This window comes from Mucilaginibacter sp. P2_A5 (genome assembly GCF_056404995.1).
Genome location: NZ_JBFUCY010000007.1, coordinates 142,476 through 168,530, shown reverse-complemented (window position 1 = coordinate 168,530; position 26,055 = coordinate 142,476). Strand labels below are relative to the sequence as shown.

Sequence of the window (26,055 nt, the reverse complement as noted above, 5' to 3'; positions counted from 1 at the left end):
TGATAGTGTATCAGCATAAATTCTTTTATGGAAAAATGCATACCACTGCATCTTTAGTTTACCCAAGGGCCTTTGAGGCCGATGGGAGCAAACTAACAGCAAGTATCCATTTAACCGAAGACGTTATGTTCAAAAAACTATCAACCGCTATTTTTTTATTTATAGCTATTGCCGCCAAAGCCGACGAGGGGCAAAAAATTGCCTCGAAAGTTCAAAAAGTTACCGTGTTTTTAAGCGGGGCACAGGTAAGCCGTACCGCGCAGGTAAACATAAGCGCGGGCACATCTACCCTGGTATTCAACAACCTGTCGGCTGATATGGATGTGCAAAGCCTGCAGGTGAGCGCCGGAGGCAACTTTACTATCCTTTCGGTTAAGCACGAGCTTGATTTTTTAAACGAAGAACTAAAGCAAAAACAAATTACCGACCTGCAAGCGCAGCAAAAACTCATCAGGGATAAAATATCTTTACAAAACAGCCTGCTCCCTATTTACCAGGAAGAAGCCGATATGCTATCAAAAAACCAGGTAGGCAGCGGTGAAAAAAATGGCCTCGATATTGTAAAACTCAAACAGGCGCTTGACTTTCAAACGGCCCGCCTTACCGAGATCAAACAAAAACAGCAGGCCGTGGCCGACCAGGTGGCATTGTTAAACCTGGAGCTTCAAAAATACGATAAGCAAATAGCCGGGATTGTTAAAGGCCGCCGCAGCACCACCAGTAATGTGCTGGTTACGGTATCGTCTAAAACCGATCTGCAGTCTACATTTACCATCAACTACGTGGTGCATACCGCCAGCTGGTACCCGGTTTACGATATCAGGGCCAAAAATGTAAACAGCCCTATCAGTATTACCTATAAAGCCAATGTATCGCAGCAAAGCGGCGAGGAATGGAAGAACATAAAAATCACCCTATCAACAGGTAACCCAACTGTTAGCGGCAGTAAGCCTGAACTTAGTCCGGATTATTTAAATTTTGGCATGTATTATTCAGGCGCTGCCGGCAACATTACCAAAGTAACGGGTAAAATTGTTGGGCAGGAGGATGGGCAGCCCCTGCCCGGTGTATCTATCAGGGTAAAAGGTTCTTCCATAGGCACTGTAAGCGATAAGGATGGTAATTACAATATCCAGGTACCCGGAGGTAACCCAACCATAACTTATAGCTACATTGGTTATGAAACGATGGAGCGGCAGGCTAATGCGGCAGTTATAAGTGTAGCGCTTAAGCCATCAGCCCGGGCTTTAAATGAGGTTGTTGTTGTGGGTTACGGAGCATCGGAATACCTTGAGGGTCGCGTTGCCGGAGTGAGTGTTACAGATGGGAAGGATAAAATACGGCTCAGGGGCGCAGCTACATACGCTACTACACCAATAGAAGTTCAAAAAATCGAAAACCAAACCAATGTAGAATTTGCCATCGCCAACCCATACACCGTGCCAACAGACGGCAAACAATACATGGTAGAGATTGGCCAGTTTGATTTGGAAGCCAGCTACCAGTATTACGTTGCGCCCAAAATAAGCACCGATGTGTTTTTAACCGCGCAGCTTACCAACTGGAATAAATACAATTTCCTTTCGGGCGAAGCCAGTTTATTTTTTGAGGGAACGTTTATCGGCAAGTCGCTGATTAATACACAGGCCACTACCGATACGTTGAATTTATCCTTAGGTAACGATAAAAATATTGTAGTTACCCGTACCCTGCAAAAAGAATTGGCCGGCAGGCAGGTATTTGGATCGAACAAAAAAGAAACCCGCAACTGGCTCATTGAAGCTAAAAACCGCAAAAGCCAGCCGGTTAGTTTATTGGTAGAAGACCAGGTGCCGGTATCGCAAAATACCGATATACAGGTAGATGTGCAGGAAACATCCGGTGCAAAATTGGATGCGCATACAGGTAAACTTTCATGGAATTTCGTGCTAAATTCGCAGGATGATAAAAAGGTGCTGTTAAAGTACCAGGTTAAATACCCTAAAGATCAATCAGTAATAGTTCAATAATATAAATGCATCAACTGCTCAGCAACATATCCGAACAGCTAACCCAGGTCATTATCAGCCTGCACTATTTTATGCCTGAGGCATACCTGGGTTTGCTGTTTGTGTTTGTGATGATAACCGATTTGCTGTTTGGCAAAACATCTGCCGGCTATTGCCGCATGGTAGCCGTTACAGGCCTGCTGCTGGTTGTATTTGCCGATTTAAAGCAATTTGGGTTGATATTGGACGGGCCACACCTATTGTTTAGCCAAATGATACTCCTTAGCCGGAGTGGCCTGTGGTTTAAATTAATTATAGATTTGTTCGCTTTTATCCTGCTGTTATATTTTACGTGGGATGAGAAGCTGAAAAGCCACCAAAAAGGATTGTCGGATTTATATACGATTACTATAGCTTCCATACTCGGATTGCATTTAATGGTGATGGCCGTAAACCTGCTATCTATTTACCTGGCTATCGAGATGGTTTCCATTGCATCGTACCTGATGGTGGCCTACCGGAGCGAGAACGCTTTTAGTACCGAGGCGGGCTTAAAGTATGTATTGTTTGGCGCAGCATCGTCGGCCATTATGTTATATGGTATATCGTTGTTGTATGCGTTTAGCGGTTCGCTGGATATTTTGCAGCATAATACCGTTATGGAACTTTTAAAGGTTAATCACCTCAGTTCTGCATTTGCTATCGTGCTGGTGCTGGTTGGCATAGGGTTTAAGCTGTCATTTGTTCCCGTTCATTTTTGGGTGCCCGATGTATACCAGGGCGCGCCAACGCCGGTTACGGCATACCTGTCAACTTTACCCAAAATTGCCGCGTTTGCTTTATTGGTCAACCTTTTACCGCCTTTTGTGCTATTGGGTTCAAATACCGGTTTCGATCTGGTTATTGTATTGTCAGCGGCCGGTATTGTCAGTATGATAGCGGGGAATTTTGCCGCCGTATTGCAAAGTAATATTAAACGGATGCTGGCTTACTCCAGCATTGGCCATACCGGTTTCGCGCTGATGGCGGTAGTAGTACTTAATCAGCAAGGAATATCGGCTTTAACTTACTACCTGTTGGTTTACGCATTGGCCAATATTGGCGCATTGGTACTGGCAACTTATTTTACTAATGTAATGGGTGCCGAAAACCTTGACGACTATAAAGGCCTTGGTTTAAAGTACCCTGTTGCCGGGGTTTGTTTTACCATCATACTGATATCGCTTACAGGCTTGCCGGTGAGTGCCGGCTTTACGGGTAAGGTGTTTGTGTTTTCGGCAGTATACGGGCTTTACCAGCAAAATCACAGTATCTGGCTGATGCTGCTGATGGCTACCGGGGCTTTAACGACCGTGGTGAGCTTGTTTTACTATATTAAGATTCCGCTTAATTTATTCCTGAAAAGGTCAGAAAATCAGGATATTGAATATAAAAAATCCTATAATCTGCTCATTTTAGTTGTAATTATAAGCTTTATATTGATTTTGCTGGGAGTTTTTCCGGATTTCGTTTTAAAATACCTATAAACTCAATTTTTTATTACCTATTTAATATAAAATTAACATTATCTTCTTTTTATTGATATAAAAGTATTAAATTGGGCTGTTTTTTAACAAGTCCAAAATTTAATGAAGCGGTATATTCCTTTTGTAACTATACTTATAATTCTTACGCTTACTTTCTTATTTCCATCAGTCGAGTTCAAAAACTCCGGGAACCCCAATTTTAATACCGGGGACATTGCCTGGATGCTGATGTCGACAGCCCTTGTGTTGATCATGACGCCCGGCCTGGCCTTTTTTTACGGTGGCATGGTGAACAAAAAAAACGTGATCTCAACCATGCTGCAAAGCATTGTTTGTATGGTTATCATCACGGTGCTTTGGGGCATTTTTGGTTTTAGCCTGGCCTTTGGCGAAAGTTTTCATGGCATAATTGGCAATCCTGCTACCTTTTTTATGATGAAGGGGATGCTGGGCAACGCCACCTGGAAAGCCGCTCCAACTATACCTTTGCTGCTGTTTGCCATGTACCAGTTAAAATTCGCCATTATTACCCCGGCGCTGATTACCGGTGCTTTTGCCGAGCGGATCCGTTTTAACTCGTACATTATTTTTTTAGTACTATTTTCCATTTTCATATTCTCGCCATTGGCGCATTGCACCTGGCACCCCGATGGCATACTGGCCAAACTGGGCGTGCTTGATTTTGCCGGCGGTACCGTAGTACACATGTCGGCCGGTTGGGCCGCGCTGGCCTCGGCCTTATATTTAAAACGCCGTAACGATGCTAACCATTCACCGGCCCGTATTACTTATGTAATGATAGGCACCGGGCTGTTATGGTTTGGCTGGTTTGGCTTTAATGCGGGTTCGGCCTTTGGCGCAAATGCTTTGGCGGTAACCGCTTTGGCTACCAGCACCACAGCTTCGGCTGCGGGTGGTATCACCTGGATATTTTTTGATATGCTGCTTGGCCGCAAGCCATCGGCTATGGGCACCTGTATTGGCGCTGTAGTTGGCCTGGTGGCCATTACGCCTGCCGCAGGTTATGTAACTGTTCCTCACTCGCTGGCCATCGGTATTATATCGGCGGTAATCAGTAACCTGGTTGTTGAGTGGCGTACACGCACTACCATTGATGATACACTTGATGTATTCCCTTGCCATGGGGTAGGTGGTATGGTGGGTATGCTGCTAACCGGTGTTTTTGCCAATCAGCACGTAAACGCTGCCAACACTACCGGGAATGGCCTTTTCTTTGGCGAAACACACCTCTTTTTAGTGCAGTTATTGGCACTGGTAGGGGTATCTGTTTTCGCGTTTTTCGGATCATTGTTATTGCTTAAAATAACAGACATGATCTCTCCTCTCCGGGTATCTGCCGAGGATGAAGTTGTAGGGCTGGATATCAGCCAGCACGGCGAAAAACTTTAATTACGACTTTCAAACCAAATCTATAAACCTGCGAATCCGGCTGAAAGGCCGGATTTTTTTTGAATCAAGAATTAAGAGTCAGGAATCAAGAGAGAAAAGTTTGCAGATTCATGGTTCCTACGCATGACGTATTGGGATTTACACAAACATCCGGTTGAACGCGGGTGAAGACTCACCCGCCGGCGCTACGCGCGGCACCCTCTCTTCACCTGCGGTGGAAAGAGGGGCTTGAATATTCAATATCAATATATTATAGAAAAAAAAGAAATAATAAAATTTCAAGCCCCTCTTTCCGGCGAAGCCGAAGAGAGGGTGGCGTCCGTTAGCCAACGGATCGCCGGGTGAGTCTTCGCTGCCATACGATATACATCATTCCCCAAAACCAACAAAAATATCCATTAGTTAAACGTTGCACATCTTATTTTGTCTATACCATAAATGAAGATTCCGGCGTTATCCTGATTCTTAATTCCTGACTCTATTTTAAAAACATGCTTTCAGATAATCAATTAGGAATGTTTACAACGGCTCATCAAAATATCCTGCCTTTTGATGGCGAGGTTTACCTGTATCCTAATTTTTACGAAGAGGAGGGCTCGCTCGGTATTTTTGAACAGTTAAAGCATTCCATCCTTTGGAAGCAGGATAAAATGAAGATCTATGGCAAAATGGTCAACTTTCCGCGACTTACTTCCTGGTATGCCGATGGTGACCAGGAATACACCTACTCCGGCGTAGTAAATACTCCCATTCCCTTTACGCCATTGTTAAGGCAGATAAAGGAGGCTGCCGAGCAACAATGCGGCAAACAATTTAACTCGGCCCTGCTTAATTACTATCGCCATGGCGGCGACAGTATGGGCTGGCACAGCGATGATGAAGAAGAATTGAGCGGCAATCCTGTTATAGCCTCGGCATCGTTTGGTGCAACCCGTACTTTCCAGTTTAAACACAAGCAACAAAAGAACGCTAAAGTTTCTATCGCCCTTAATAATGGCTGCTTGCTTATCATGCAGGGCGCTACACAGCATAACTGGCTGCACCAGGTACCCAAAACGGCAAGGCAACCGGGGCCAAGGATCAATATAACTTTTAGGGATATTAAGTATTAGATGTGCAGATGTGCAGATTTCAGATGTGCAGATTTCAGATGTGCAAATGCTTGTCTGTCGTTTATTTTTCTGAACCGGAATTTATCGAATTAAGGAATTAACAGAATTCTAAAAGCAAATTCCAGAAATTCTAAAAATTCGTTTAATTCGAGTTCAGACAACATCTGAAATCTGCATTGCTTTTCAATCATTGCAACACCGGGTATTAAATGATAACTTAGTTTATCTGAATCTACCTGCATATGAAAAAAATTATTCTGTTTGCCCCGCTTTTGGCGCTGGCTTTTAATGTAAAGGCTCAAACTACTTTACCAACTGATAGCGGGACTTTCTTCCTGCATAAATTTGCGCAGCATATTGGTAAAGAAACCTATTGGGTAACTAAATACAAGGACTCCATTAAATATACCGTCGATTTTAAATTTGTCGACAGGGGTTCGCCGGTGCCGTTAAAGGCCCGTTTAAAGTTAACTGCTTCGGGCAACCCGCTCGAACTTGTTGTAAAAGGGAAAACATCCAGGTTTTCTACTATAGACGACTCGGTAAGGGTTTTAGATGATGGTGTTGTATTTAAGGTTGATGAAAAACTTACCAGCTATAAAACGCATCAGCATCTTAGCTTCCCCGTGGCCGGTTACTCGCCAACATTGGTACAGCAGGCAATGCTGCAATACTGGAAAATGAACAAGCAGCCTGCGACTATGAAAACCCTGCCTTTTGGCTCGGTACAAATAAAAAAAGACGGTACAGACCAATTTACTTTTAACGGTAAGCCATTGCTGCTTGACAGGTATACTGTAAGTGGCCTGGTTTGGGGCAATGAGTTAATATGGACGGATGCCGCCGGCAAGCTCATTTGCCTCATCACTAATGATGCGGAAGGCGACAAGCTGGAATCTATGCGTAAGGAATATGAAACCCTGTTACCTGAATTGATTAGCAAAGCGGCGGTTTATGGTATGCAGATCTTCGCCAGGGCAGCGGCGCCTACAGGCGTGGTTAACAGGGTGATTGCCATTACCGGGGGCAACCTGGTTGATGTAAATACCGGGACAAGTACGCCCAATGCTGTAGTGTTGATAGAGAATGGCCTTATTAAAGTGATAGGTAAGATAGGCAGTGTTAAAATACCTGCCGGCGCCAAAGTTATTAATGCTAATGGTAAAACTATTTTACCCGGCTTATGGGACATGCACTCGCATTTTGAACAGGCGGAATGGGGGCCGGCCTACCTGGCGGCCGGTGTAACCACGGTTAGGGACTGCGGCAATGAATTTGAATATATTAACGCCATAAAAAGCGCCATAGATGGCGGCAGGGGCGTTGGGCCAAACATCCTGAAAGCAGGTATTATTGATGGTAAGGGGCCAATGTCGTTGGGGATTATACAAGCAGATACCAGGGAAGAAGCCATAAAAGCGGTTGACCGTTATAAAGAAAACGGATTTGCGCAGATAAAAATATACAGTTCGGTAAAACCTGCAATTGTAAAAGCTATTTGCGACGAGGCCTATAAATTAGGCTTAACGGTAACCGGCCACATCCCCAACGGGATGACACTGCAGCAAGGGGTAGATTCGGGCATGAACATGGTGAACCACGAGCAATATGTTTATGCCATTTTGAAGAGAAATAAAGATAGATCTGTCGATTTTGATGATTCGGTAAGTGTGGCGGCCATAAAATTTATTAAAGACCATCACGTGGTGATAGACCCCACTTTGGGTGTTTTTGAACTGGCCTTTCGCAATGTAAAGGATAGCATCACCAACCTGGAACCGGCATACAACACGTTGCCACCCCCATTGCAAACGCTATTTAAAAATATGGGGATGGAGCCGGCTAATGCCATGAAGTTTCAGCCCGTGATGCAAAGCATGGTTACATCTGTAAAAAAACTATATGATGCAGGCGTTATCATTGTGGCAGGTACTGATATGGGTTTCCCCGGCTTCAGCCTGGACAGGGAACTGGAGCTATATGTGTCGGCAGGTTTAACACCCGCCCAGGCCATCCAAACGGCAACCATTACACCGGCCCAGGCAATGGGCATTGATAAACAAACAGGCTCCGTTGAAGCAGGCAAACAGGCAGATATTATACTGGTAGATGGCGATCCCTTAAAAAACATCAGCGATATCCGTAAAGTTTCTGTTGTAATTAAAGCCGGCAGGGTGTATGACCCGGTAGCTTTACACCGGATGGTAGGTTTTTCGAGGTAGGGGTGCAGATGTGCAGATGTGCGGATGTGCAGATTTCAGATGGTGTCTGAACCAGAATTTGTGGAATTTAGGAATGGCCCGAATTTGAGGCTCATTTTGTTAATTTCCTAATTCGGTAAATTCCTGTTCAGAAAATAATTGACAAGCAAAAGCATCTGCACATCTGAAATTTGAAATCTGCACATCTGTAATCTGCACATCAAAAAAAAGGACATTTTTCCTAAATTTACTTTGTGCAAAAAGAAGAACTTATAACATTATGGCGGCCGGTTGGGCCAAGGGAATTAAAACTGATAGAGGAATCGGGGTTTAAAAGGTTTCCGAAACGATTGGCCCAGCAGCCTATTTTTTACCCGGTAATGAATGAAGTTTACGCTATTCAGATAGCAAGGGACTGGAATGTACCCGCATCCGGTTCGGGTTTTGTAACTAAATTTAGTTTACCTGCTGCGTTCCTGGCGAAATATAATGTTGAAAATGTTGGCGGCCCTATTCATAACGAATTATGGGTGCCGGCCGAAGAATTGGAGGATTTTAATGACCATATTGTTGGGCTGATTGAAGTTACCCAATCCTTTTATCCTGTTCAAAAAGACTGACTTGCAGGCGTATATTATTTAGATGTTTAAACTACTATTTAATGACAAATGATTTTATAAAGAGTCCATTATAAATGATACCTTTGCAGCCTCATTCCGAATCATGAGCGATCAGATTAAACATGAATGCGGTGTGGCATTTATCCGCTTATTAAAGCCACTATCTTTTTATCAGAAAAAGTACGGAACTGCGCTGTACGGCCTGAACAAGCTTTACCTTTTAATGGAGAAACAACACAACCGCGGCCAGGATGGCGCAGGTGTTGCTACCATTAAATTAGATATTGCCCCGGGCAAGCGGTACATCAGTCGTCACCGGTCAATGGCCTCAAATGCCGTTGCTGATATTTTTGAATATATCCAGAAGAAATTCGCGGAGATTCAGAAAGAAACCCCCGAAAAAATGTTGGATGCCGATTGGCTCAAAGAACATGTAAGCTTTACCGGCGAGGTTTTATTAGGGCACCTGCGATATGGTACCCATGGTAAAAACTCTATAGAAAGCTGCCACCCGTTTTTGAGACAAAACAACTGGCAAACCAGGAATCTGGTTATTGCAGGTAACTTTAACATGACCAATGTTGATGAGCTTTTGCAGCAACTTTACGACCTGGGGCAGCATCCGAAGGAACAAGCCGATACCATTACAGTGCTCGAAAAAATGGGCCACTTTATTGATACCGAAAACCAGGGATTGTTTGACCAATACAAACGCGAAGGCTTAGACGATAACGTGGAGATTAGCAAGCTGATAGCCAACGATATGGATTTAGCCAAGATTTTAACAAAATCGGCCAAAAACTGGGATGGTGGTTATACCATTGCCGGTATACTGGGCCACGGCGATGCCTTTGTAATGCGCGATCCGGTGGGTATTCGTCCGGCGTTTTATTACTATAACGACGAGATTGTTGTGGCTGCGTCTGAACGCCCGGCTATCCAAACGGCATTTAACGTGCCAATGGAAGAGATCAGGGAGATTAAACCCGGCCATGCCCTTATTGTTAAAAAGAATGGTAAGATAACCGAAAGCATGTTTAGCGAGCCAAAAGAAAAGAAAGCCTGCTCATTTGAGCGTATTTACTTTTCACGGGGCAGCGATGCATCGATTTATCGCGAGCGTAAACAATTAGGCAGGCTGCTTTGCCCGCAAATATTGGATGCAGTTAACAGCGATATCAAAAATACCGTGTTTTCCTATATCCCCAACACTGCCGAAGTTGCTTTTTATGGCATGGTTGAGGGGGTACACAAATACGTAAAAAAATACCAGCGCGACAAGTTGTTGAGCCGTGAGGATAAAATTAGCGACGAAGAGCTTACCGAAATACTGGCAATGGCCCCAAGGGTTGAAAAAATTGCCATTAAAGATGTTAAGCTGCGCACCTTTATTACCCAGGATGCCGACCGCAGCGAAATGGTTGCCCATGTTTATGATACTACCTACGGTTTGATAAAAAAAGGCACCGATACACTGGTTGTTTTGGATGATTCGATTGTACGCGGTACAACGCTTAAACAAAGCATCCTGAAAATTCTGGACAGGCTTGGCCCTACCAAGGTGGTAGTGGTATCGTCGGCGCCACAAATCCGTTACCCGGATTGTTATGGCATAGATATGTCGCGCATGGGCGAGTTTGTTGCTTTTGAGGCAGCCATTAGCCTGTTAAAGGAAATGGACAGGGAAGATGTGATCCTTGACGTTTACCAGAAATGCAAAGACAGCATCAAACTACCTAAAGAAAAAGTACAGAACCACGTAAAGGCGATATACGAGTTGTTTACCGATCAGCAGGTATCTGACCGGATAGCGCAGATCATCACTCCTAAAGATATCAAATGCGAGGTTCAGGTAATTTATCAAACATTAGATAACCTGCATATTGCCTGCCCCGATCATACGGGCGACTGGTACTTCAGCGGCGATTACCCAACCCCGGGCGGTAACAAAGTTGTTAACCGCGCCTTTGTTAACTGGATGGAAGGTAAAAACCAAAGGGCTTATATGTAAGCGAAGCCCCCCGGCCCCGTTAGCTAACGGGGGAGTGAAAATATATAGAGGCGATTAGTTTATACTTGTCGCCTTTTTTGTGTTTTTTTTGAATGTTTTTGTACTTTTTTGCATCAAAAGAGAAACGCGGTTATCCTGAATTGCGGGATTTCGCGGAATTCTAATGGGGTAATGAGAAGCCGCTGAAAGACTTGCGAAGTTTTTAAAACTTCGCAAGTCTGGGATTTCAGTGACACCTTTTTCAGGAGCCGGAAAATTTTATGTTTTTGCTAAAATGTTGAAAATGAGGGCATATGGTGTTCCGCGTCTGCTTTTGGTAAAATCGTAAGTGATTGATTATCAGCGTTAATGCGTTCCAGGGCGCTCCGGGTGTTCCAAGCGTTCCGGTGGAACGCTTAGCTAATCAAAAACTCCCCCTTCAGGGGGCTGGGGGGCTTACGAGCCTGCCGGTGCGGCGAATACAAAGTGAGTAACCAACTTGTCAACCAATACCAGCGACGCTATGATAAGCGCAATACCAGCCAGCTCGTTAAGACGATGGATAAGTTTAACCGAGATTTTGTCGCGCAGCTTATCGGCATAAAAGGCTTTAGTAGTATCCATGCCAAACTGCACAACAAGGATAGTTAAAAACATAACGGCAATGTGGAATGAGCGGTGGGGGGTGCCAACCAGGAAAGTAGTACTGGCAGCGCCGATAACAACTGTCCAGTGGAATAATAGGGTAGGGTTAAAGATGCACATCAAAAAGCCCTTTAAAAAGTAGCCTGCGCGGTTAATGCCGGTTGGTACTTTGTTATCGTAATTTACTTCGGCCTTTTTAAACAAATAGTATAAACCAAGGGTAAACAATATTACGGCGCCAACAACGCCTGCAATCAGTTTGGCATGATCAGATACATCAATGTATTGCGAACCGAAAAGTAAGGCGCCAACAAATACTACATCGCTGGTTACAACGCCGAGGGCAAGGGCTACACCTGCATGAAAACCTTTTTCAATGCTGGTTTTAATAAGAGCAAAAAAGACCGGGCCAGTAATAACCGTCAGCACTAATCCAAACCCAATTCCCGAAATAATGGCTTTTATCATTAAGTTAGGCTTCGTTCATTTTTGAACAATGCGAATATGCAATTTTATCTCATAAACAACGAAACATAAAATTGTGATTTATTTTAATTTAAAAAAGTGTGACCAGTTTTACAAAAAATCAATTATGTTTAACGATTCAAAATCTATTCTGCATAACCTAATTTAAAAATGGAACAAAACAATGCTAAAAGTTACAGTTCGGCCCTTTATACGCTGATAACTGTATTTTTCTTCTGGGGCTTTTTAGCTGCTTCAAATGGTGTATTCATCCCTTTTTGTAAAGAGCACTTTCATTTAACTCAATTTGAGTCGCAATTGATAGATTTTACATTCTATGGTGGTTATTTCATAGGTTCATTGATCCTGTATTTTGCTTCGTCTATCAGCAAGGTTGATATCATGAATAAAATGGGCTATAAAAATGGCATCATATTAGGCCTCATAATTTCGGCAATTGGCGCTATAGGTATGATCCCAGCAATAGCATCAGGTTCATTTGGTTTAATACTAACTGTGTTTTTTATTATTGCCGTTGGCTTTTCATTACAGCAAACTGCGGCCAACCCTTTTGTGGTTGCTTTAGGCCCGCCAGAAACCGGCTCCAACCGTTTAAACTTTGCAGGGAGTATAAATAACATTGGCGGTTTGTTAGGCCCGGTAGTTGTAGGCATTATCTTATTCGGTTCAGCTTCGGCCAAAATAGCTGCAAAAGATGTTCAGATATCATCGGTAAACAACCTTTATTATATGCTTGCCGGTTTATTTATCGCAGTAGCCATCTTCTTCTGGTTCTCCAACCTGCCAAAAGTAACCAGCGACGAAAAAATTGAGGCAAGCCCTAAAGCCAATACGCCACTGCTGATTATGTTTTTGGCGTTCCTGCTTATTTTGGCGGCAGATCCGTTGAGCGCTTACCTTAATGAGCTACTATCATCAGATCACATCAAAAGCCAGTATTTCGTTTATGCATCCTTAGCCATTATAGTTTTTACACTCATTGGAACTATATTTGCCGCTAAAAAAAGCAAAGAAGGCTGGGGCGCTATGCAGTACCCCCAACTTATTTTGGGTATGTTGGCTATATTTACCTATGTAGGTACCGAGGTAACTATTCAAAGCAATATGGGATCGTTATTAAAAACGCCCGAATTTGGATCTTTCAACGAATCGGACATCGCACCTTATATTTCCCTTTACTGGGGTAGTTTAATGATTGGCCGTTTTGCTGGGGCAATTGGTGCTTTTAACCTTTCAAAAACAGTTAAATACATTTTATATATCCTTATCCCTTTTATCGCTTTTGGAATAGTATTAGCGGTAAACGCGGCTACCGGGGTAAATGTGAGCAACCTTTACGGATATGCTGCATGTGTTGGTATCCTTATTGTCGCATTTTTTATAGGGCAGCAAAAACCTACCCGTACATTAGCCGTTTTGGGCTTATTAGGCGTTGCCTTTATGTTAACAGGGCTTGCAACTACGGGTAAAGTTGCTACGTTTTCTTTTATTAGCGGAGGCTTGTGTTGCTCAATTATGTGGCCTTCCATATTCTCTTTAGCTATTACCGGTTTGGGCAAATATACCAGCCAGGGTTCGGCATTTTTGATTATGATGATCTTAGGTGGTTCCATTATACCGCCGCTACAAGGCAAAGTTGCCGATGGCGCAGGCAATGTTATACCAGGTATGAGCGGCATTCACTTCTCATACATTGTGCCTGTAATAGGCTTTGCATACCTTGCTTATTTTGCCTGGAAAGTAAGCCGCGAACTGCGTAGCCAGGGCATCGACCTTGACCATGTTGAAGTTGCAGCAGGCCACTAATTTTTAAAACCGTCATAAACCATTGGGTCATTAAGTCATTTTTCACTGATTTAATGACCCAATGGCATTAATGACCTAATGACTTAACTATGAAACCAAGTTTCGATTCGATATTCATGAACCTGGCAACCGATCTGGCTAAGCGCTCACACTGCGTTAAAGCCCATGTAGGTGCTGTTTTAACCCGCGATACCCGTATTATATCCATAGGCTACAACGGCCCGCCTGCGGGTACGCATAACTGCGACGAGGAATGGCCGGAGCAAGGATGCGCCCGCGATTCAAAAGGGAGTTGCTCGTTAGCACTGCATGCCGAAGAAAACGCGATTTTATATGCGGTAAAAAGCGGCGCAAAGCTGGAAGGTGCAACGTTGTATACCACATTATCACCATGTATAGCATGCGCGCGCCTTATCTATTCGGCAGGCATAACCAAGGTTTATTTTGATAAATCGTATGCCGAATACAAAGGCATCGGCAGCGACGAAGGGGTTGATTTTTTGAACCGCTTTGGCGTTCCTACAGTGAGGTTTACGGAAGATTAGATTGCCGGCCTGTTTTTTGGGCCGGGATTAATGACAATATTTCCCGTAAACTGTAACCCCGCCTTAATCGGCCAGGAAAGGCTCAATATGGCTTAAAGCAAACAGTAGCTGTTCGTCAGGGCTCAGGTCGGTATTATCCAAAATAATAGCATCTTCAGCACGCGTCAGCGGGCTTTCCTTGCGGGTGGTATCCTGGTAATCGCGGTGTGCCAGGTTGTCAAAAATTTCTTCTAAAGTTATATTGGGGTTAGTAGGCAGTAACTCTTTATAACGGCGTTCGGCGCGAATCTTCGGGTCGGCTGTCATAAACAGCTTTACCTGGGCGTTCGGGAATACAACGGTGCCAATATCGCGGCCATCCATAATGATGTTTTTTGATTTGCCCATGCGTTGCTGCTGTTTTACCATGGCAACGCGCACTTCATGTATTGCCGCTATGGTACTTACCTTGTCGGCCACATGCATCTGGCGTATCTCATCAGATACTTCCTCATCATTAAGGGTGATGTGTGTTTGGTAATCCCTGGAGTGGAAATTAAGATGGATGTTGTCCAACGCCCCGGCAATTTGTTCATGATTGGCCAGGTCGATGTTATTACGCAGAAAATACAAGGCCACAGCCCGGTACATTGCGCCGCTGTCTACATAAATAAAATGAAGTTTTTTTGCTAAAGCCTTTGCTAAAGTGCTTTTACCACATGATGAATATCCATCAATTGCTACTACGATATTGTTGCTCATAAGAGCCGCTAAAATAATGATTTTTGTTGATTGTTGGTTATGGAATGGCTGATTAAGTGAGTGGTTGATTAGGTTTATTGAGTTGAGTGGTTGAATAAGTTGATTGAGTTTAAAAAGGTTCAAAAGTTTAAAACAATGCAGGTTTTGCCGCATTCCAACCTAATCAACCTAATCAACCTAATCAACCTAATCAACCTAATCAACCTAATCAACCTAATCAACCTAATCAACCTAATCAACCTAATCAACCTAATCAACCTAATCAACCTAATCAACCTAATCAACCTAATCAACCTAATCAACCTAATCAACCTAAAAAAGCTACATTTGAAAAATGAACCTGAATAAAGCCGACCTACAAAAAGAAATAACCTATAAAACATCGCGCAGCGGGGGTAAAGGGGGCCAAAACGTAAACAAAGTATCAAGTAAGGTTGAACTTTTGTTTGATGTTGCCGCTTCGGCATTGTTTACTGATGATGAAAAAATATTGCTTGCCGAAAAATTGCAAAACCGCTTAAATAAAGACGGCCTGGTACAAGTAATTTGCGATGAGGAGCGCAGCCAATACCTTAATAAAGAAAAAGCGGTTGAAAGGCTGATTGCCCTTTTAGGCCGCGCGCTGCAAGTACAAAAAGTACGTAAACCAACTAAAGTAAGCAAAGCCGCCAAAGCCGCCCGGCTGGATAGCAAAAAGAAACAATCTGCGAAAAAGGAAAACAGGCGGACTAATCATGACGATTGATTAATTTGAGAATTTGAAAATTGTTAAACTCAATGCATGGTAAAACTTCAATTGTTATCATTCTCAAATTTTCAAATCCTCAAATTTTCAAATAAAAGTTAATTTTATTTGAATCGATAAACACCGGTTATTGCCGCCCATTGGTGCGAATGTACCATCGTCTTTACTTCACGGGTATGGAAAATAGCGGTTGCATCAAACGTGAAACGGTTAAAGCTAACAGCCACACCAAACTGCTGGCTAAAAACAAAGGTTTTTTTTGTGCCGGTAACTTCCAGGCCGTTAGGATCATGGCTGCTAAAAAGGCCGCCTTGTATGGTGGCATCGTAAACTACGGCGTTTATTTGCGGTTTGTAGTAAAAAAATAGCTCGTGTTTGTGCAGCAAATTGCTTTGAGGCGTTAACGATGCCGTGCTTTGCGTACTTATTGAACTGAACAGCTGGTTAAAGTTGCCGAGGCGGAACAGCGGCCCTAATCCCGCACCTGTAAAGCCTGTGCCTAAATTGGCATAGCTGGCCAGGCTTACATCTGCCCATGACGCACGGGCAAGCAGTTTGTTATATTCGGCAGATAGATTAAGCTCAACATCGTTCCTGATCTGGTATTGCCAGCCGTTCAGCGTATAAAAGCCAAAAGTATTATGAATAAGTTTTTGAACCGGCTCGCCGCCGGCTGCAGGGCCAACCAAACCAATTTGTGCGCCAAGCTTCAGGGTGCTTTCGTTTTTATACAACAAATTTAGGGTACCGCCAACATAGGTGTATGCTGCAAAAGGCCTGTCAACATCACCGGCATCCCTAACGAAGCCGGATTGTGGGTTAAACATTTTTTGCCCTAATTCGATGCCTAAAATTTTGTTTTGAAGTTTTTCCGTATCGCCAACTTTTAAAGCCTTACGGTAATAAAAGAAAATACCATTGGTGTAATATTTGTCAGACCCCTGGCCCAGGTACGAGTCGTTATCGGTTTGGATGCCAAATTCCTGGCTGTGTTGCTGGGCAAATAATGTGGCACAGCCCAACAGGCATACCAACGTAAAAAAAAGCTTGTTTAGCATTTAGTATGAATATTTCTGCCGCCAATATATAAATTTTGAGTGGTTTAAATCATAGTGCATCGTATAATGAAAAATGTTGTAAACAATTGTAAACTTCGAAAGAAAATTGATAAAAAAGGTTGGCAGGGCGGTTCGGTTGTACCATCAGCAGCTGTGGGACCTCGTTATATCAAAATCCATTGCTTTGAAAAGAGTTTATTTATATAAACTTAATGTATTTTATAAATAGGAAAATAAAACCTATTTGAGTAAAAAATGTTGCCTATAAAAACATAAATAAATCACTACTATGAAAAAGTTAAGTTTAATAACGATGGTGGCAATTGCCGCCTTATCGTTCCAATCATGCGGCGGCGGTAAAGACAGCAAAGAGGCTGCCGACAGCACTAATGCTGTTAAAGACACATCAACAATGGCGGTTACAGATACTACCGGCGTAACCGGCGCAAAAGGCATTGCTGTTGATAAAGATGATGCAAAATTTGCTGTTGACGCTGCCAACGGTGGTATGGCCGAAGTTGCGGTAGCTAAAGTTGCCGAAACCAAAGCTTTAAATCAAAAAGTTAAAGATTTTGCTGCGATGATGGTGGCCGACCATGGCAAAGCAAACGACGAGTTGATGGCTATAGCCAAAACCAAAAATATTACGTTGCCTGCCGCACCAGGCGAAGACAAGCAAAAGGAATTGGCAGATCTTTCAAAAAAATCGGCCGGCGATTTTGACAAAGCTTATGTAGATGCTATGGTTGACGGGCACAAAAAAACAATATCGATGTTTGAAGACGCTGCCAAAAACTGCAAGGATACAGATTTGAAGGCCTTTGCCGAAAAAACGCTGCCAACAATAAAAGGCCATTTAGCCGAAATTGAAAGCATCAAAAAAGGCCTGAAATAATTAATGCTGATTTTATAAACGAGGGAGGGAGGTAATTTTACCTCCTTTTCTGTTTTTATGCCTATTTTAGGGCTTAACAACACATTTGCCGCTATGAAAAAAGTTTACCTTGTCCTTTGTCTCCTTTTGTTCGCCAATATAAATGTAAAAGCCCAAAAGGTTGATGAAATTGATGCCAAGACAAAAGGCCTTACCAAATATACCGGATTCTTCAATTTTTATTGGGACGAGAAAACCGGCAAGATTTTTTTAGAGATAGATAAATTTAACCAGGAATTCCTTTATGTAAACTCGATGCCTGCGGGTGTTGGATCAAATGACTTGGGGCTCGACAGAGGGCAAATTGGTGGCAGCCGTATCGTAAAATTCATAAAAAGCGGCCCTAAGGTATTGCTAATGCAGCCCAATTACAGCTACCGGGCAATCAGCAATAATGCAGAAGAGCGAAAATCTGTAGAAGAAGCCTTTGCACAATCGGCTATATGGGGTGCTACGGTTGTGGCCCGGGATGGGGAGAGGGTTTTGGTTGATTTTACACCCTTTTTGCTACGCGATAGCCATAAAATTGCCGATAGATTGAGTGATAATAACCAGGGTAGTTTTAGCTTTGATGATAGCCGGTCGGCGGTGTATTTACCCAATACAAAAGGCTTTCCCGATAATTCGGAATTTGAAGCCACTATAACTTTGGCCGGTAAGGGTAAGGGCTACGAGATTAGCTCGGTAACGCCCGACCCTAATGCCGTTACGGTAAGGATGCACCAATCGTTTATAAAATTGCCCGACAGCAATTATAAAAAACGAAACTTCGATCCCCGGTCGGGCTATTACGATGCAGAGTATATGGATTATGCCACGCCTATTGATGAGCCTATTATGAAACGGGTGCTTGCCCGCCACCGGTTGGAGAAAAAAGACCCGACAGCGGCTGTAAGTGAACCCGTGAAACCCATTATATACTACGTTGACCGTGGCGCACCCGAACTTGTGCGCAATGCACTGATAGAAGGAGCCAGCTGGTGGAACCAGGCTTTTGAGGCTGCCGGTTATAAAAATGCTTTCCAGGTTAAACTGCTGCCCGAGGATGCCGACCCGATGGACATCCGGTATAATATTATCCAATGGATCCACCGCTCCACCAGGGGCTGGTCATATGGCGCGTCGATTGATGATCCGCGTACAGGCGAAATCATTAAAGGCCAGGTTTCCCTTGGTTCCCTGCGCGACAGGCAGGATTTTTTAATTGCTGAAGGATTGGTTCAGCCATACGAAGATGGCAAGCCCACAAGCGATAAAATGCTGAAACTGGCCCTTGCACGCCTGCGCCAACTGTCCGCACATGAAGTGGGTCATACCCTGGGCCTGCAGCACAATTTTACCGCAAGTGTAAACGGCAGGGCATCGGTTATGGATTACCCGCCACCTGTGATCAGCCTGAATGCTGATGGTACTATAGACCTGAGCAAGGCTTATCGTACGGAAATTGGTGAATATGATAAACGAGCTATCCTTTATGGCTACCAGGATTTTGTCAAAGGAACCAATGAAGATGAGGCTTTAAAAGGCATCATTACCGAAACCATTAAACAAGGCTTTTTATTTATATCTGATGATGATGCCCGCCCTGCGGGCAGCGCCCACCCGCAAGCCCATTTATGGGATAGCGGCACGGATGCTGCTGATGAATTGAACCGGCTGATGGTTTTGCGCAGGCACGTGCTGGATAATTTTTCGGAAAAAGCCATCCGCCAGGATGCGCCGATGGCTACGCTGGAAGAGGTTTTAGTGCCGATGTACCTTTTGCACCGTTTCCAGGCCGAGGCCGCCTCAAAAATGCTGGGAGGATTGTATTATACCTTTGCTTTAAAAAACGATGGGCAAACCGTTACCAAATTTGTGCCCCCTGCCGGGCAATGGAAGGCTTTTAACGCGCTGATGGGTACCATCAGTCCAGATGCGCTTGCATTACCCGAAAAATTGATTGAAAAAATACCACCGCGGCCTATTGGCTATCCGCGTACAAGGGAAACTTTTAAATCGCATACCGGTTTAACTTTCGACCCAATGGCTGCTGCAGAATCTGCTGCTGCCGCAACACTGTCTTTCATGCTACAACCCGAACGCGCCGCCAGGCTGGTTGAATATCAATCGCGCGACAATACCCAGCCAGGTCTGTTGCCCGTTTTGAACAGGCTGGTAGCTCAAACCTGGAAAGCCCCGCAATCAGCAGGTTATAAAGGCGAGCTGCAACGCCTGGTAAATAACCTTGCCCTTAGGCAGATATTAACCCTGGCTGCCACAACCAACGCCCCCGAAAGCGTACGTGGTATTGCTTTACTACAGATAGATGACCTGAAAAAATGGATGAAAACAGCAGTGCTTGCTGCCACAGGCAGCAGTAAAGCTAATTTGCTGTTCGGCTTATCGCAGATCAATGAGTTTGAGAAAAATCCCGATAAGTTTCAACCAGCACCAGTGTTGAATATGCCGGATGGATCGCCGATTGGGATGGATTAGTGGTTTTTTTCCTTCCTAGTGTCTTATAATGGTATGTTTGTAAGTGGTTGATTTCCAGCTATATATTTTTTAGTGATTTATGTCATTGCGAGGAACGAAGCAATCGCGAACTATGTATGGCGGACCTGCACAGTCCGCGATTGCCACGCTATCGCTCGCAATGACATGGTTGTTGTCATGTACTGAAGCCAACACGTCGTCCCCATTTTTTTAGGTTTTACCTGAGCCCACTCGCAATGACAATAGCTTAGGACATAGGTTTGCCTATCGAATCTTTATCTCCATAACCCCTCGGTCAAAGTCGAACAATCTTTTCTTTATGCTAACCTCAAACCCATGCAACTCCAAACTAATTTGATGATACTTTGACGGAAATGTTCCTTCAACTTTTAAAAGGCTGACCTGCTTTTTCTTCGGATCAAACCTTATAGTACGTTTGTAATAAACCCCCCGTTCATAATCGTAGGAGGATCCGTCATCTTCATAGTACAAAAAATCGTTTGCTTCTTTGCCGTTCCAGATGTGGATCTGCAATATTCCATCGCCTTTAGCGGCTGTACTCTGTGTTATACCTTGCATTGGTATTATAGCGCCTGCTTTTACAAATACAGGCAAATCAGTTAAAGGTGAAGCCACAGCTATAATTTTGCCGCCTTTCAGTTTTTCATCGGTGCTTAAGCGGTACCAATCGCCTTTGGGCAGGTAAACATCTGTTGTAAGTTTATCGCTTTCAACCGGCGCAACCAATAACGCATCGCCAAACATAAACTGGTTTTGAAAACGTTCGAAATATACTTTTTCGTCAAAAGGATATTCAATGGCCAGCGTGCGGCTAATGGGCAGGCCTGTTTGCGTGGATTGATAAAAGGCCGAATAAATATAAGGGAGAAGCCTATAGCGTTGTTCTATGTCCTTTTTAATGATCTGCTCGTTAGACTTGCCCCATTCCCATGGTTCGCGCATTTTGCTGCCCTGGATAGCGTGGTTTCGAAACATTGGGGTGTATACACCCAGCGAATTCCAGCGCACCATTAGCTCAGGTGTGGGGTTGCCACTAAAACCTCCGATATCTACCCCAGTGAAAGACATGCCGGTAATGCCAAGGCTGTTTACCAAACGCTGCCCTAAAAGCATATGTTCATCTGTGCCGGTATTATCGCCCGTCCATATGGCCGAATAACGCTGCGTGCCGGCATATGCAGCACGGGTTAGCACAAATGGTCGTTTATTCATCATGATTTTCCTGGTGCCCTCGTATGTAGCCCTCGCCATTTGCATGCCGTAGGCGTTTCGTACTTCGGGCATGTATTTATCGCCAAATTTTACCATCCAGGGGATGTTTTGCCCCCAGGCCGCAGGTTCGTTCATGTCGTTCCAGAAGCCGTCCACGCCAACATCGGTAAGGGCAGTAAAAGCCGCGCCCCACCAATCGCGTACATCGTCCCTAAAAAAGTCGGGAAAATGGCAGCGGCCGGGCCAAACGTAGCCGGTGTAATTTTCGCCATCGGGATATTGGGCAAAGTAATCATAGGCAATTCCCTCGTCATATTCTTTGTAACCTTCTTCAATTTTAATCCCCGGATCAACTATCGTAACCAAATGAAAGCCCATCGCTTTTAGCTCATCCATCATAGCCTGCGGATTGGCAAAGGTTTTTTTGTTCCAGGTAAAGATTTTGAAGCCCTCCATGTAATCGATGTCGCAATACATCACATCGGCCGGAATTTTCTTTTTGCGGAAGGTTTTGGCAATTTTTAATACTTCTTTGGCGCTCATATAGCTCCAGCGGCATTGCTGGTAGCCCAGGCTCCATAAAGGCGGTATTTCCATACGGCCGGTAAGCCAGGTGTAATCTTCGATGATTTTAGCAACCCCTTGCGCGCCAAAAAAATAATAATTCATATCGCCACCATCGGCGCCAAACCAGCTCATTTCATCATCAGTCGTAGCACCAAAATCAAAGTAGCTTTTGTGCGTATTATCTAAAAATAAGCCATAAGTAAGTCCGCTGTGCAGGCCGATAAAAAACGGGAAAGTTTTGTATAAAGGGTCGCTTTTGTTGTTGTAATCAACAGCATCTGTATTCCAGTTGGTATATGATGTGCCGCGCCTGTTTAGGTTGCCGGTTTTTTCGCCCAGGCCAATAAATTTTTCATCGGCATATAATTTACGATAAGTAATTACCCGCCCGCCCTGCCAGTTGGTGCCAAAACGACTGTCGTCTTCGCTTAGCGGTTTGCCATCAACCGTTAAAAAGTTAAACCTCAGAGGTGATTTATTGATGCTGAGTTTTAATGCCGGGGTATTTATTTCGATAGCATCGGCCGATTCATCAAATTCAAAATCGTCTATCGCCTCACGGATCACTGCAAAGGAGTTATCGGTACCACTATGCTTTTTACTGATGTTAATTCGGATGATGGTTGGACTATAAATATATACCCTTGCCTCGGCTTCGGCAGTTTTAATGATTAATATACCATCCTGTAGTTTAAAACGCTGTACGTTGCCCAATATTTCAATTTCCATGCGGTAGCGTGCGCCAGTATTTTAGTAAGGCCACTAAAAGGGAACGCCGTTAAGTTTTATTGGTTTTTATAAATGTGAAGTAGTTAAACATTCCTCACAACCGATGAACCGAAAAAAAGCATCGATGAACAGGGTTTATTAAACTATCAAGCCTTTTGAAAGATGGTGTTTGCTCGTTTTTGGTGCTTTGTAGATTGGTATAAGCTATTGGTCTATAATTATTTACAAGTGGTCTATTTCGTTTTAACAACCGATAAAGATGTTGTTGTTTTGGATATTGAAAATAACAAACACATTTAAAAACAACATTTTAAAAATAAAAAGATCATGAAAAATTCAATCAAATTATCAGCATTATTCTTGTTATTAAGCGCAGGCATTTTTACGTCAGCTGCTGCCAACGCCAAAGGCCATACCAACGATACTAAAGACGTTATCACTGTATCATCGTTAAAACACGAGCGTGGCGTTGCGGTAATGATTTCAAAAACCGAAGCAAGCAAATCATATGTTACCATTTTTGACCAGGCAAACAACATTTTGCTGCAAGACTTTTTGCCCAGCAAAGTTGAGGTAGAAAAAGGTTATGTGTTAACCAGCCTTGATAACGGCGATTATAAATTCGAGATCAGATCAAACGACGAGGTAGTTACAAAAACCGTTCACGTTTACGATGAAAATGACAAGAAGAAATTCTTCTTTATAGACTAATCCGGATAAAATATAAAACGAAAAAACCCCGCGATGAGCGGGATTTTTTCGTTTTATAAAGCTGCCATCCTGAACGTATTGAAGGACCTATTTGCCGCCATGTATAGCCAATAGAAAAGTTTGCTGATAGATTGCTTGGTACTTACCCATGACATGTTTAAAAACGGAAGTCATCCCGTCCGTTAGCTAACGGATCGGGATCCCACAGGACAAGTGGCCCGCATGAAGTACACTTAGCATGTGGGGTGCCGAAACAAGTTCGGCATGACATTGGGGATTAACCGATGTCATGCCCCCTTCAGAATTTCGCGAAATTTTACAACTCAGCATGACAGGGATGTAAGGGGCTGGATTTTATTATTTTAATCCCAAAGCGTTGCCGGGTAAGTGCCATTGGCAACCAATTCCGAAATGCATTTTTGAACAATAGGTTTATCTTCTTTATAAGTAACACCAAACCATTTTGAGCCGGTTGGGATAACTTTAAATGATGCTATATTTTCTTTAATCAGATTGTCGGCAACCAAAGGAATGAAAAATTCCGACTTTGGATTGTTTTCATTGGCTGCAACAAATTCTCTGAACATCTCCTCGCTTTGGCCGAAAACAGCCGGCGTAAAGCCCCAGAAATTCATAGATACACGGGTATCATTGCTTAACGCATGTTCGCCGGTAGCATCTTTGTAAGCCACACTGCCATCTTCTTTAAAGTAAACTTCGGTACGCTCATTAATTTCAACCATATTGCCTGCATCATCAACTTTACAAACACCGCGCGATACCGATCCGTAGTCAGACAATGTCCTGTCAATCTGGTAACCTATTAACGAGTAGGTATCATCGGTAACTTCGGTAGTTAAAAATTTGGCCATTTTTTCAAACGAATCGTAACCGTAAAAGTCATCGGCGTTAATAACACAAAAAGGCTCATTCACCTGGTTGCGCGCTGCAAGTACCGCATGGGCAGTGCCCCAGGGTTTTGCGCGTTCAATTTCTTTATCGATGCCAAACGGTTTCAGGTCGAAACTTTGAAAAACGTAATCGGTTTCAATACGGCCTTTTAGTTTGGGTTCAAAAATAGCTTTAAAATTATCTGCAAATTCTTCGCGGATGATAAAGCTAACTTTGCCAAAACCTGCTTTTATAGCATCATATATCGAATAGTCAATAATAGTTTCGCCGTTGGGGCCAAAGCCATCAACTTGTTTCATACTGCCGTAACGGCTGGCCATTCCGGCGGCCAAAATAAGTAATGTGGGTTTCATAAGGATGTATATGGAGAGTACTTAATTGCTAATTTTTTAATAGAATAAGGAAATGGTTTGAAATGGAAATTGTTTTAACCGGGTTGATTATTTAATATACCTGAAATCCTGGCCGGCTGTAATATTTAACAATGTTTCATAAATTAAACGGATCACATTATCAACATCCTGTTTGTGAATCATCTCTACGGTGGTATGCATATAACGTAGCGGCAAAGAAATTAATGCCGATGGTACACCATCATTCGAGTAAGCAAATGCATCGGTATCGGTACCAGTCGACCGTGAGGAGGCCTGGCGCTGAAAAGGAATCTCGGCTTTTTGCGCTGTTTCTATTAATAATTTATTCAGGTTATTTTGTACAGCCGGGGCGTATGATACAACAGGGCCGCGACCACAGGCCAGGTCGCCCTGGGTGATTTTGTTAATCATTGGCGTTTGGGTATCATGTGTTACATCGGTAACAATTGCCACATTCGGTTTTATTTTATGGGCTATCATTTCGGCGCCACGTAAACCAATTTCTTCCTGAACGGCGTTTACAATATACAGGCCAAAGGGTAATTTAATATTGTTCTCTTTCAACAAACGGGCAACCTCGGCAATCATGAATCCGCCGGCACGGTTATCCAGCGCACGGCCAACATAATAGCGGTCGTTCAGGATCATAAACTCATCTTCGTAAGTAATAACGCAACCTACGTGAATGCCTAATTTTTCCACCTCATCCTTTGTTGTGCAGCCGCAATCTAAAAAGATGTTTTTAAGGGTCGGGGCTTCTTCCTTATCGCCACCCGTGCGGGTATGGATTGCAGGCCAGCCAAATACGGCTTTTACAATACCATTATCGGTATGGATGTTTACCCGTTTTGAAGGCGCTATCTGGTGATCGGAGCCGCCGTTACGAATTACGTATATTAATCCATCACTGGTGATGTAGTTTACAAACCATGAAATTTCATCGGCATGCGCTTCAATTACTACCTTATAATCGGCCTTAGGGTTGATGATGCCAACCGCTGTGCCATAATTATCTACATAATGTGTGTCGATATATGGTTTCAGGTATTCCAGCCATAATTCCTGGCCTTTCCATTCAAAGCCGGTAGGCGAGGGGTTGTTAATATATTTTTCGAAAAAAGACAGTGAAGTTTCGTTTACAACTGAAATATGCGGAGTGGGATCTGATTTCTTTTTAGCCATGTTGTTTGAGTAACCTGTATAAGCAATAAAGCAAATATAATAAAGCCATTGATATTGCTTCA

At 43.5% G+C, this 26,055-nt stretch carries 19 protein-coding genes; 13 read left to right on the top strand and 6 right to left on the bottom strand.

The features are described from left to right. Nucleotides 1–5: 5 nt before the first annotated feature. The 7 genes from AC1DXF_RS08225 to AC1DXF_RS08195 all read left to right on the top strand — a co-directional run bounded on the left by AC1DXF_RS08225 (nt 6) and on the right by AC1DXF_RS08195 (nt 10,868). A complete protein-coding gene (locus tag AC1DXF_RS08225) occupies nt 6–2,009 on the top strand; it encodes a mucoidy inhibitor MuiA family protein (RefSeq protein WP_477447826.1) in 2,004 nt (667 codons plus the stop codon). A 5-nt stretch (nt 2,010–2,014) separates the two neighbouring features. Beyond that, the gene (locus AC1DXF_RS08220; RefSeq protein ID WP_477447825.1) at nt 2,015–3,514 is read left to right on the top strand and encodes an NADH-quinone oxidoreductase subunit N; all 1,500 of its coding nucleotides are present in this window, start codon (nt 2,015–2,017) and stop codon (nt 3,512–3,514) included. A 102-nt stretch (nt 3,515–3,616) separates the two neighbouring features. Further along, nucleotides 3,617–4,924 carry an ammonium transporter gene (locus AC1DXF_RS08215; RefSeq protein ID WP_477447824.1) on the top strand — a complete coding sequence of 436 codons (1,308 nt, stop codon included), beginning with the start codon at nt 3,617–3,619 and terminating at the stop codon, nt 4,922–4,924. A gap of 491 nt (nt 4,925–5,415) precedes the next feature. Next, nucleotides 5,416–6,036, top strand: a complete 621-nt coding sequence (locus tag AC1DXF_RS08210) for an alpha-ketoglutarate-dependent dioxygenase AlkB family protein (RefSeq protein ID WP_477447823.1) — start codon at nt 5,416–5,418, stop codon at nt 6,034–6,036. A 242-nt stretch (nt 6,037–6,278) separates the two neighbouring features. Continuing rightward, nucleotides 6,279–8,258: an amidohydrolase family protein gene (locus AC1DXF_RS08205; protein ID WP_477447822.1), complete on the top strand. Its 1,980-nt coding sequence runs from the start codon at nt 6,279–6,281 to the stop codon at nt 8,256–8,258. A 233-nt stretch (nt 8,259–8,491) separates the two neighbouring features. After that, a complete protein-coding gene (locus AC1DXF_RS08200; protein ID WP_477447821.1) occupies nt 8,492–8,857 on the top strand; it encodes a hypothetical protein in 366 nt (121 codons plus the stop codon). A gap of 103 nt (nt 8,858–8,960) precedes the next feature. Then, nucleotides 8,961–10,868, top strand: coding sequence for an amidophosphoribosyltransferase (locus AC1DXF_RS08195; RefSeq protein WP_477447820.1), 1,908 nt, complete (start codon nt 8,961–8,963; stop codon nt 10,866–10,868). Nucleotides 10,869–11,303: 435 nt separating this feature from the next. Here AC1DXF_RS08195 and AC1DXF_RS08190 read toward each other — a convergent pair whose 3' ends face one another. Then, the gene (locus AC1DXF_RS08190) at nt 11,304–11,960 is read right to left on the bottom strand and encodes a LysE family translocator (protein WP_477447819.1); all 657 of its coding nucleotides are present in this window, start codon (nt 11,958–11,960) and stop codon (nt 11,304–11,306) included. Nucleotides 11,961–12,128: 168 nt separating this feature from the next. Here AC1DXF_RS08190 and AC1DXF_RS08185 point away from each other — a divergent pair, with 168 nt between their 5' ends. Together AC1DXF_RS08185 and AC1DXF_RS08180 are read left to right on the top strand one after the other, a co-directional pair. After that, nucleotides 12,129–13,784, top strand: coding sequence for an MFS transporter (locus AC1DXF_RS08185; protein ID WP_477447818.1), 1,656 nt, complete (start codon nt 12,129–12,131; stop codon nt 13,782–13,784). Between the two features lie 89 nt (nt 13,785–13,873). Beyond that, nucleotides 13,874–14,329 carry a deoxycytidylate deaminase gene (locus AC1DXF_RS08180; RefSeq protein ID WP_177183861.1) on the top strand — a complete coding sequence of 152 codons (456 nt, stop codon included), beginning with the start codon at nt 13,874–13,876 and terminating at the stop codon, nt 14,327–14,329. 63 nt (nt 14,330–14,392) lie between these two features. Here AC1DXF_RS08180 and cmk read toward each other — a convergent pair whose 3' ends face one another. Then, entirely contained in the window at nt 14,393–15,070 is a 678-nt protein-coding gene (gene cmk / locus AC1DXF_RS08175) for a (d)CMP kinase (protein WP_477447817.1), read from the bottom strand. A gap of 334 nt (nt 15,071–15,404) precedes the next feature. Between cmk and arfB the strand changes: the two genes are divergently transcribed. Beyond that, nucleotides 15,405–15,815 (top strand): alternative ribosome rescue aminoacyl-tRNA hydrolase ArfB, encoded by a 411-nt coding sequence (gene arfB / locus AC1DXF_RS08170; RefSeq protein ID WP_477447816.1) that lies wholly within the window; start codon nt 15,405–15,407, stop codon nt 15,813–15,815. 104 nt (nt 15,816–15,919) lie between these two features. Here the strand turns inward: arfB and AC1DXF_RS08165 are convergent, their stop codons facing one another. Next, nucleotides 15,920–16,873, bottom strand: coding sequence for a lipid A deacylase LpxR family protein (locus tag AC1DXF_RS08165; protein ID WP_477447815.1), 954 nt, complete (start codon nt 16,871–16,873; stop codon nt 15,920–15,922). A 289-nt stretch (nt 16,874–17,162) separates the two neighbouring features. Here AC1DXF_RS08165 and AC1DXF_RS08160 point away from each other — a divergent pair, with 289 nt between their 5' ends. Both AC1DXF_RS08160 and AC1DXF_RS08155 read left to right on the top strand, forming a co-directional pair. Beyond that, nucleotides 17,163–17,768, top strand: coding sequence for a DUF4142 domain-containing protein (locus AC1DXF_RS08160; RefSeq protein WP_477447814.1), 606 nt, complete (start codon nt 17,163–17,165; stop codon nt 17,766–17,768). A 93-nt stretch (nt 17,769–17,861) separates the two neighbouring features. After that, nucleotides 17,862–20,285 (top strand): zinc-dependent metalloprotease, encoded by a 2,424-nt coding sequence (locus AC1DXF_RS08155; RefSeq protein ID WP_477447813.1) that lies wholly within the window; start codon nt 17,862–17,864, stop codon nt 20,283–20,285. Between the two features lie 264 nt (nt 20,286–20,549). On the opposite strand, the gene AC1DXF_RS08150 is transcribed toward AC1DXF_RS08155, so the two are convergent. Then, nucleotides 20,550–22,814 carry a glycoside hydrolase family 31 protein gene (locus AC1DXF_RS08150; protein ID WP_477447812.1) on the bottom strand — a complete coding sequence of 755 codons (2,265 nt, stop codon included), beginning with the start codon at nt 22,812–22,814 and terminating at the stop codon, nt 20,550–20,552. Nucleotides 22,815–23,141: 327 nt separating this feature from the next. On the opposite strand from AC1DXF_RS08150, the gene AC1DXF_RS08145 reads away from it, so the two are divergent. Further along, entirely contained in the window at nt 23,142–23,525 is a 384-nt protein-coding gene (locus AC1DXF_RS08145; RefSeq protein WP_477447811.1) for a hypothetical protein, read from the top strand. 362 nt (nt 23,526–23,887) lie between these two features. On the opposite strand, the gene AC1DXF_RS08140 is transcribed toward AC1DXF_RS08145, so the two are convergent. Both AC1DXF_RS08140 and AC1DXF_RS08135 read right to left on the bottom strand, forming a co-directional pair. Next, a complete protein-coding gene (locus tag AC1DXF_RS08140) occupies nt 23,888–24,790 on the bottom strand; it encodes a nucleotidyltransferase family protein (protein ID WP_477447810.1) in 903 nt (300 codons plus the stop codon). 87 nt (nt 24,791–24,877) lie between these two features. Next, nucleotides 24,878–25,993, bottom strand: a complete 1,116-nt coding sequence (locus tag AC1DXF_RS08135; RefSeq protein WP_477447809.1) for a M42 family metallopeptidase — start codon at nt 25,991–25,993, stop codon at nt 24,878–24,880. Nucleotides 25,994–26,055: the final 62 nt, after the last annotated feature.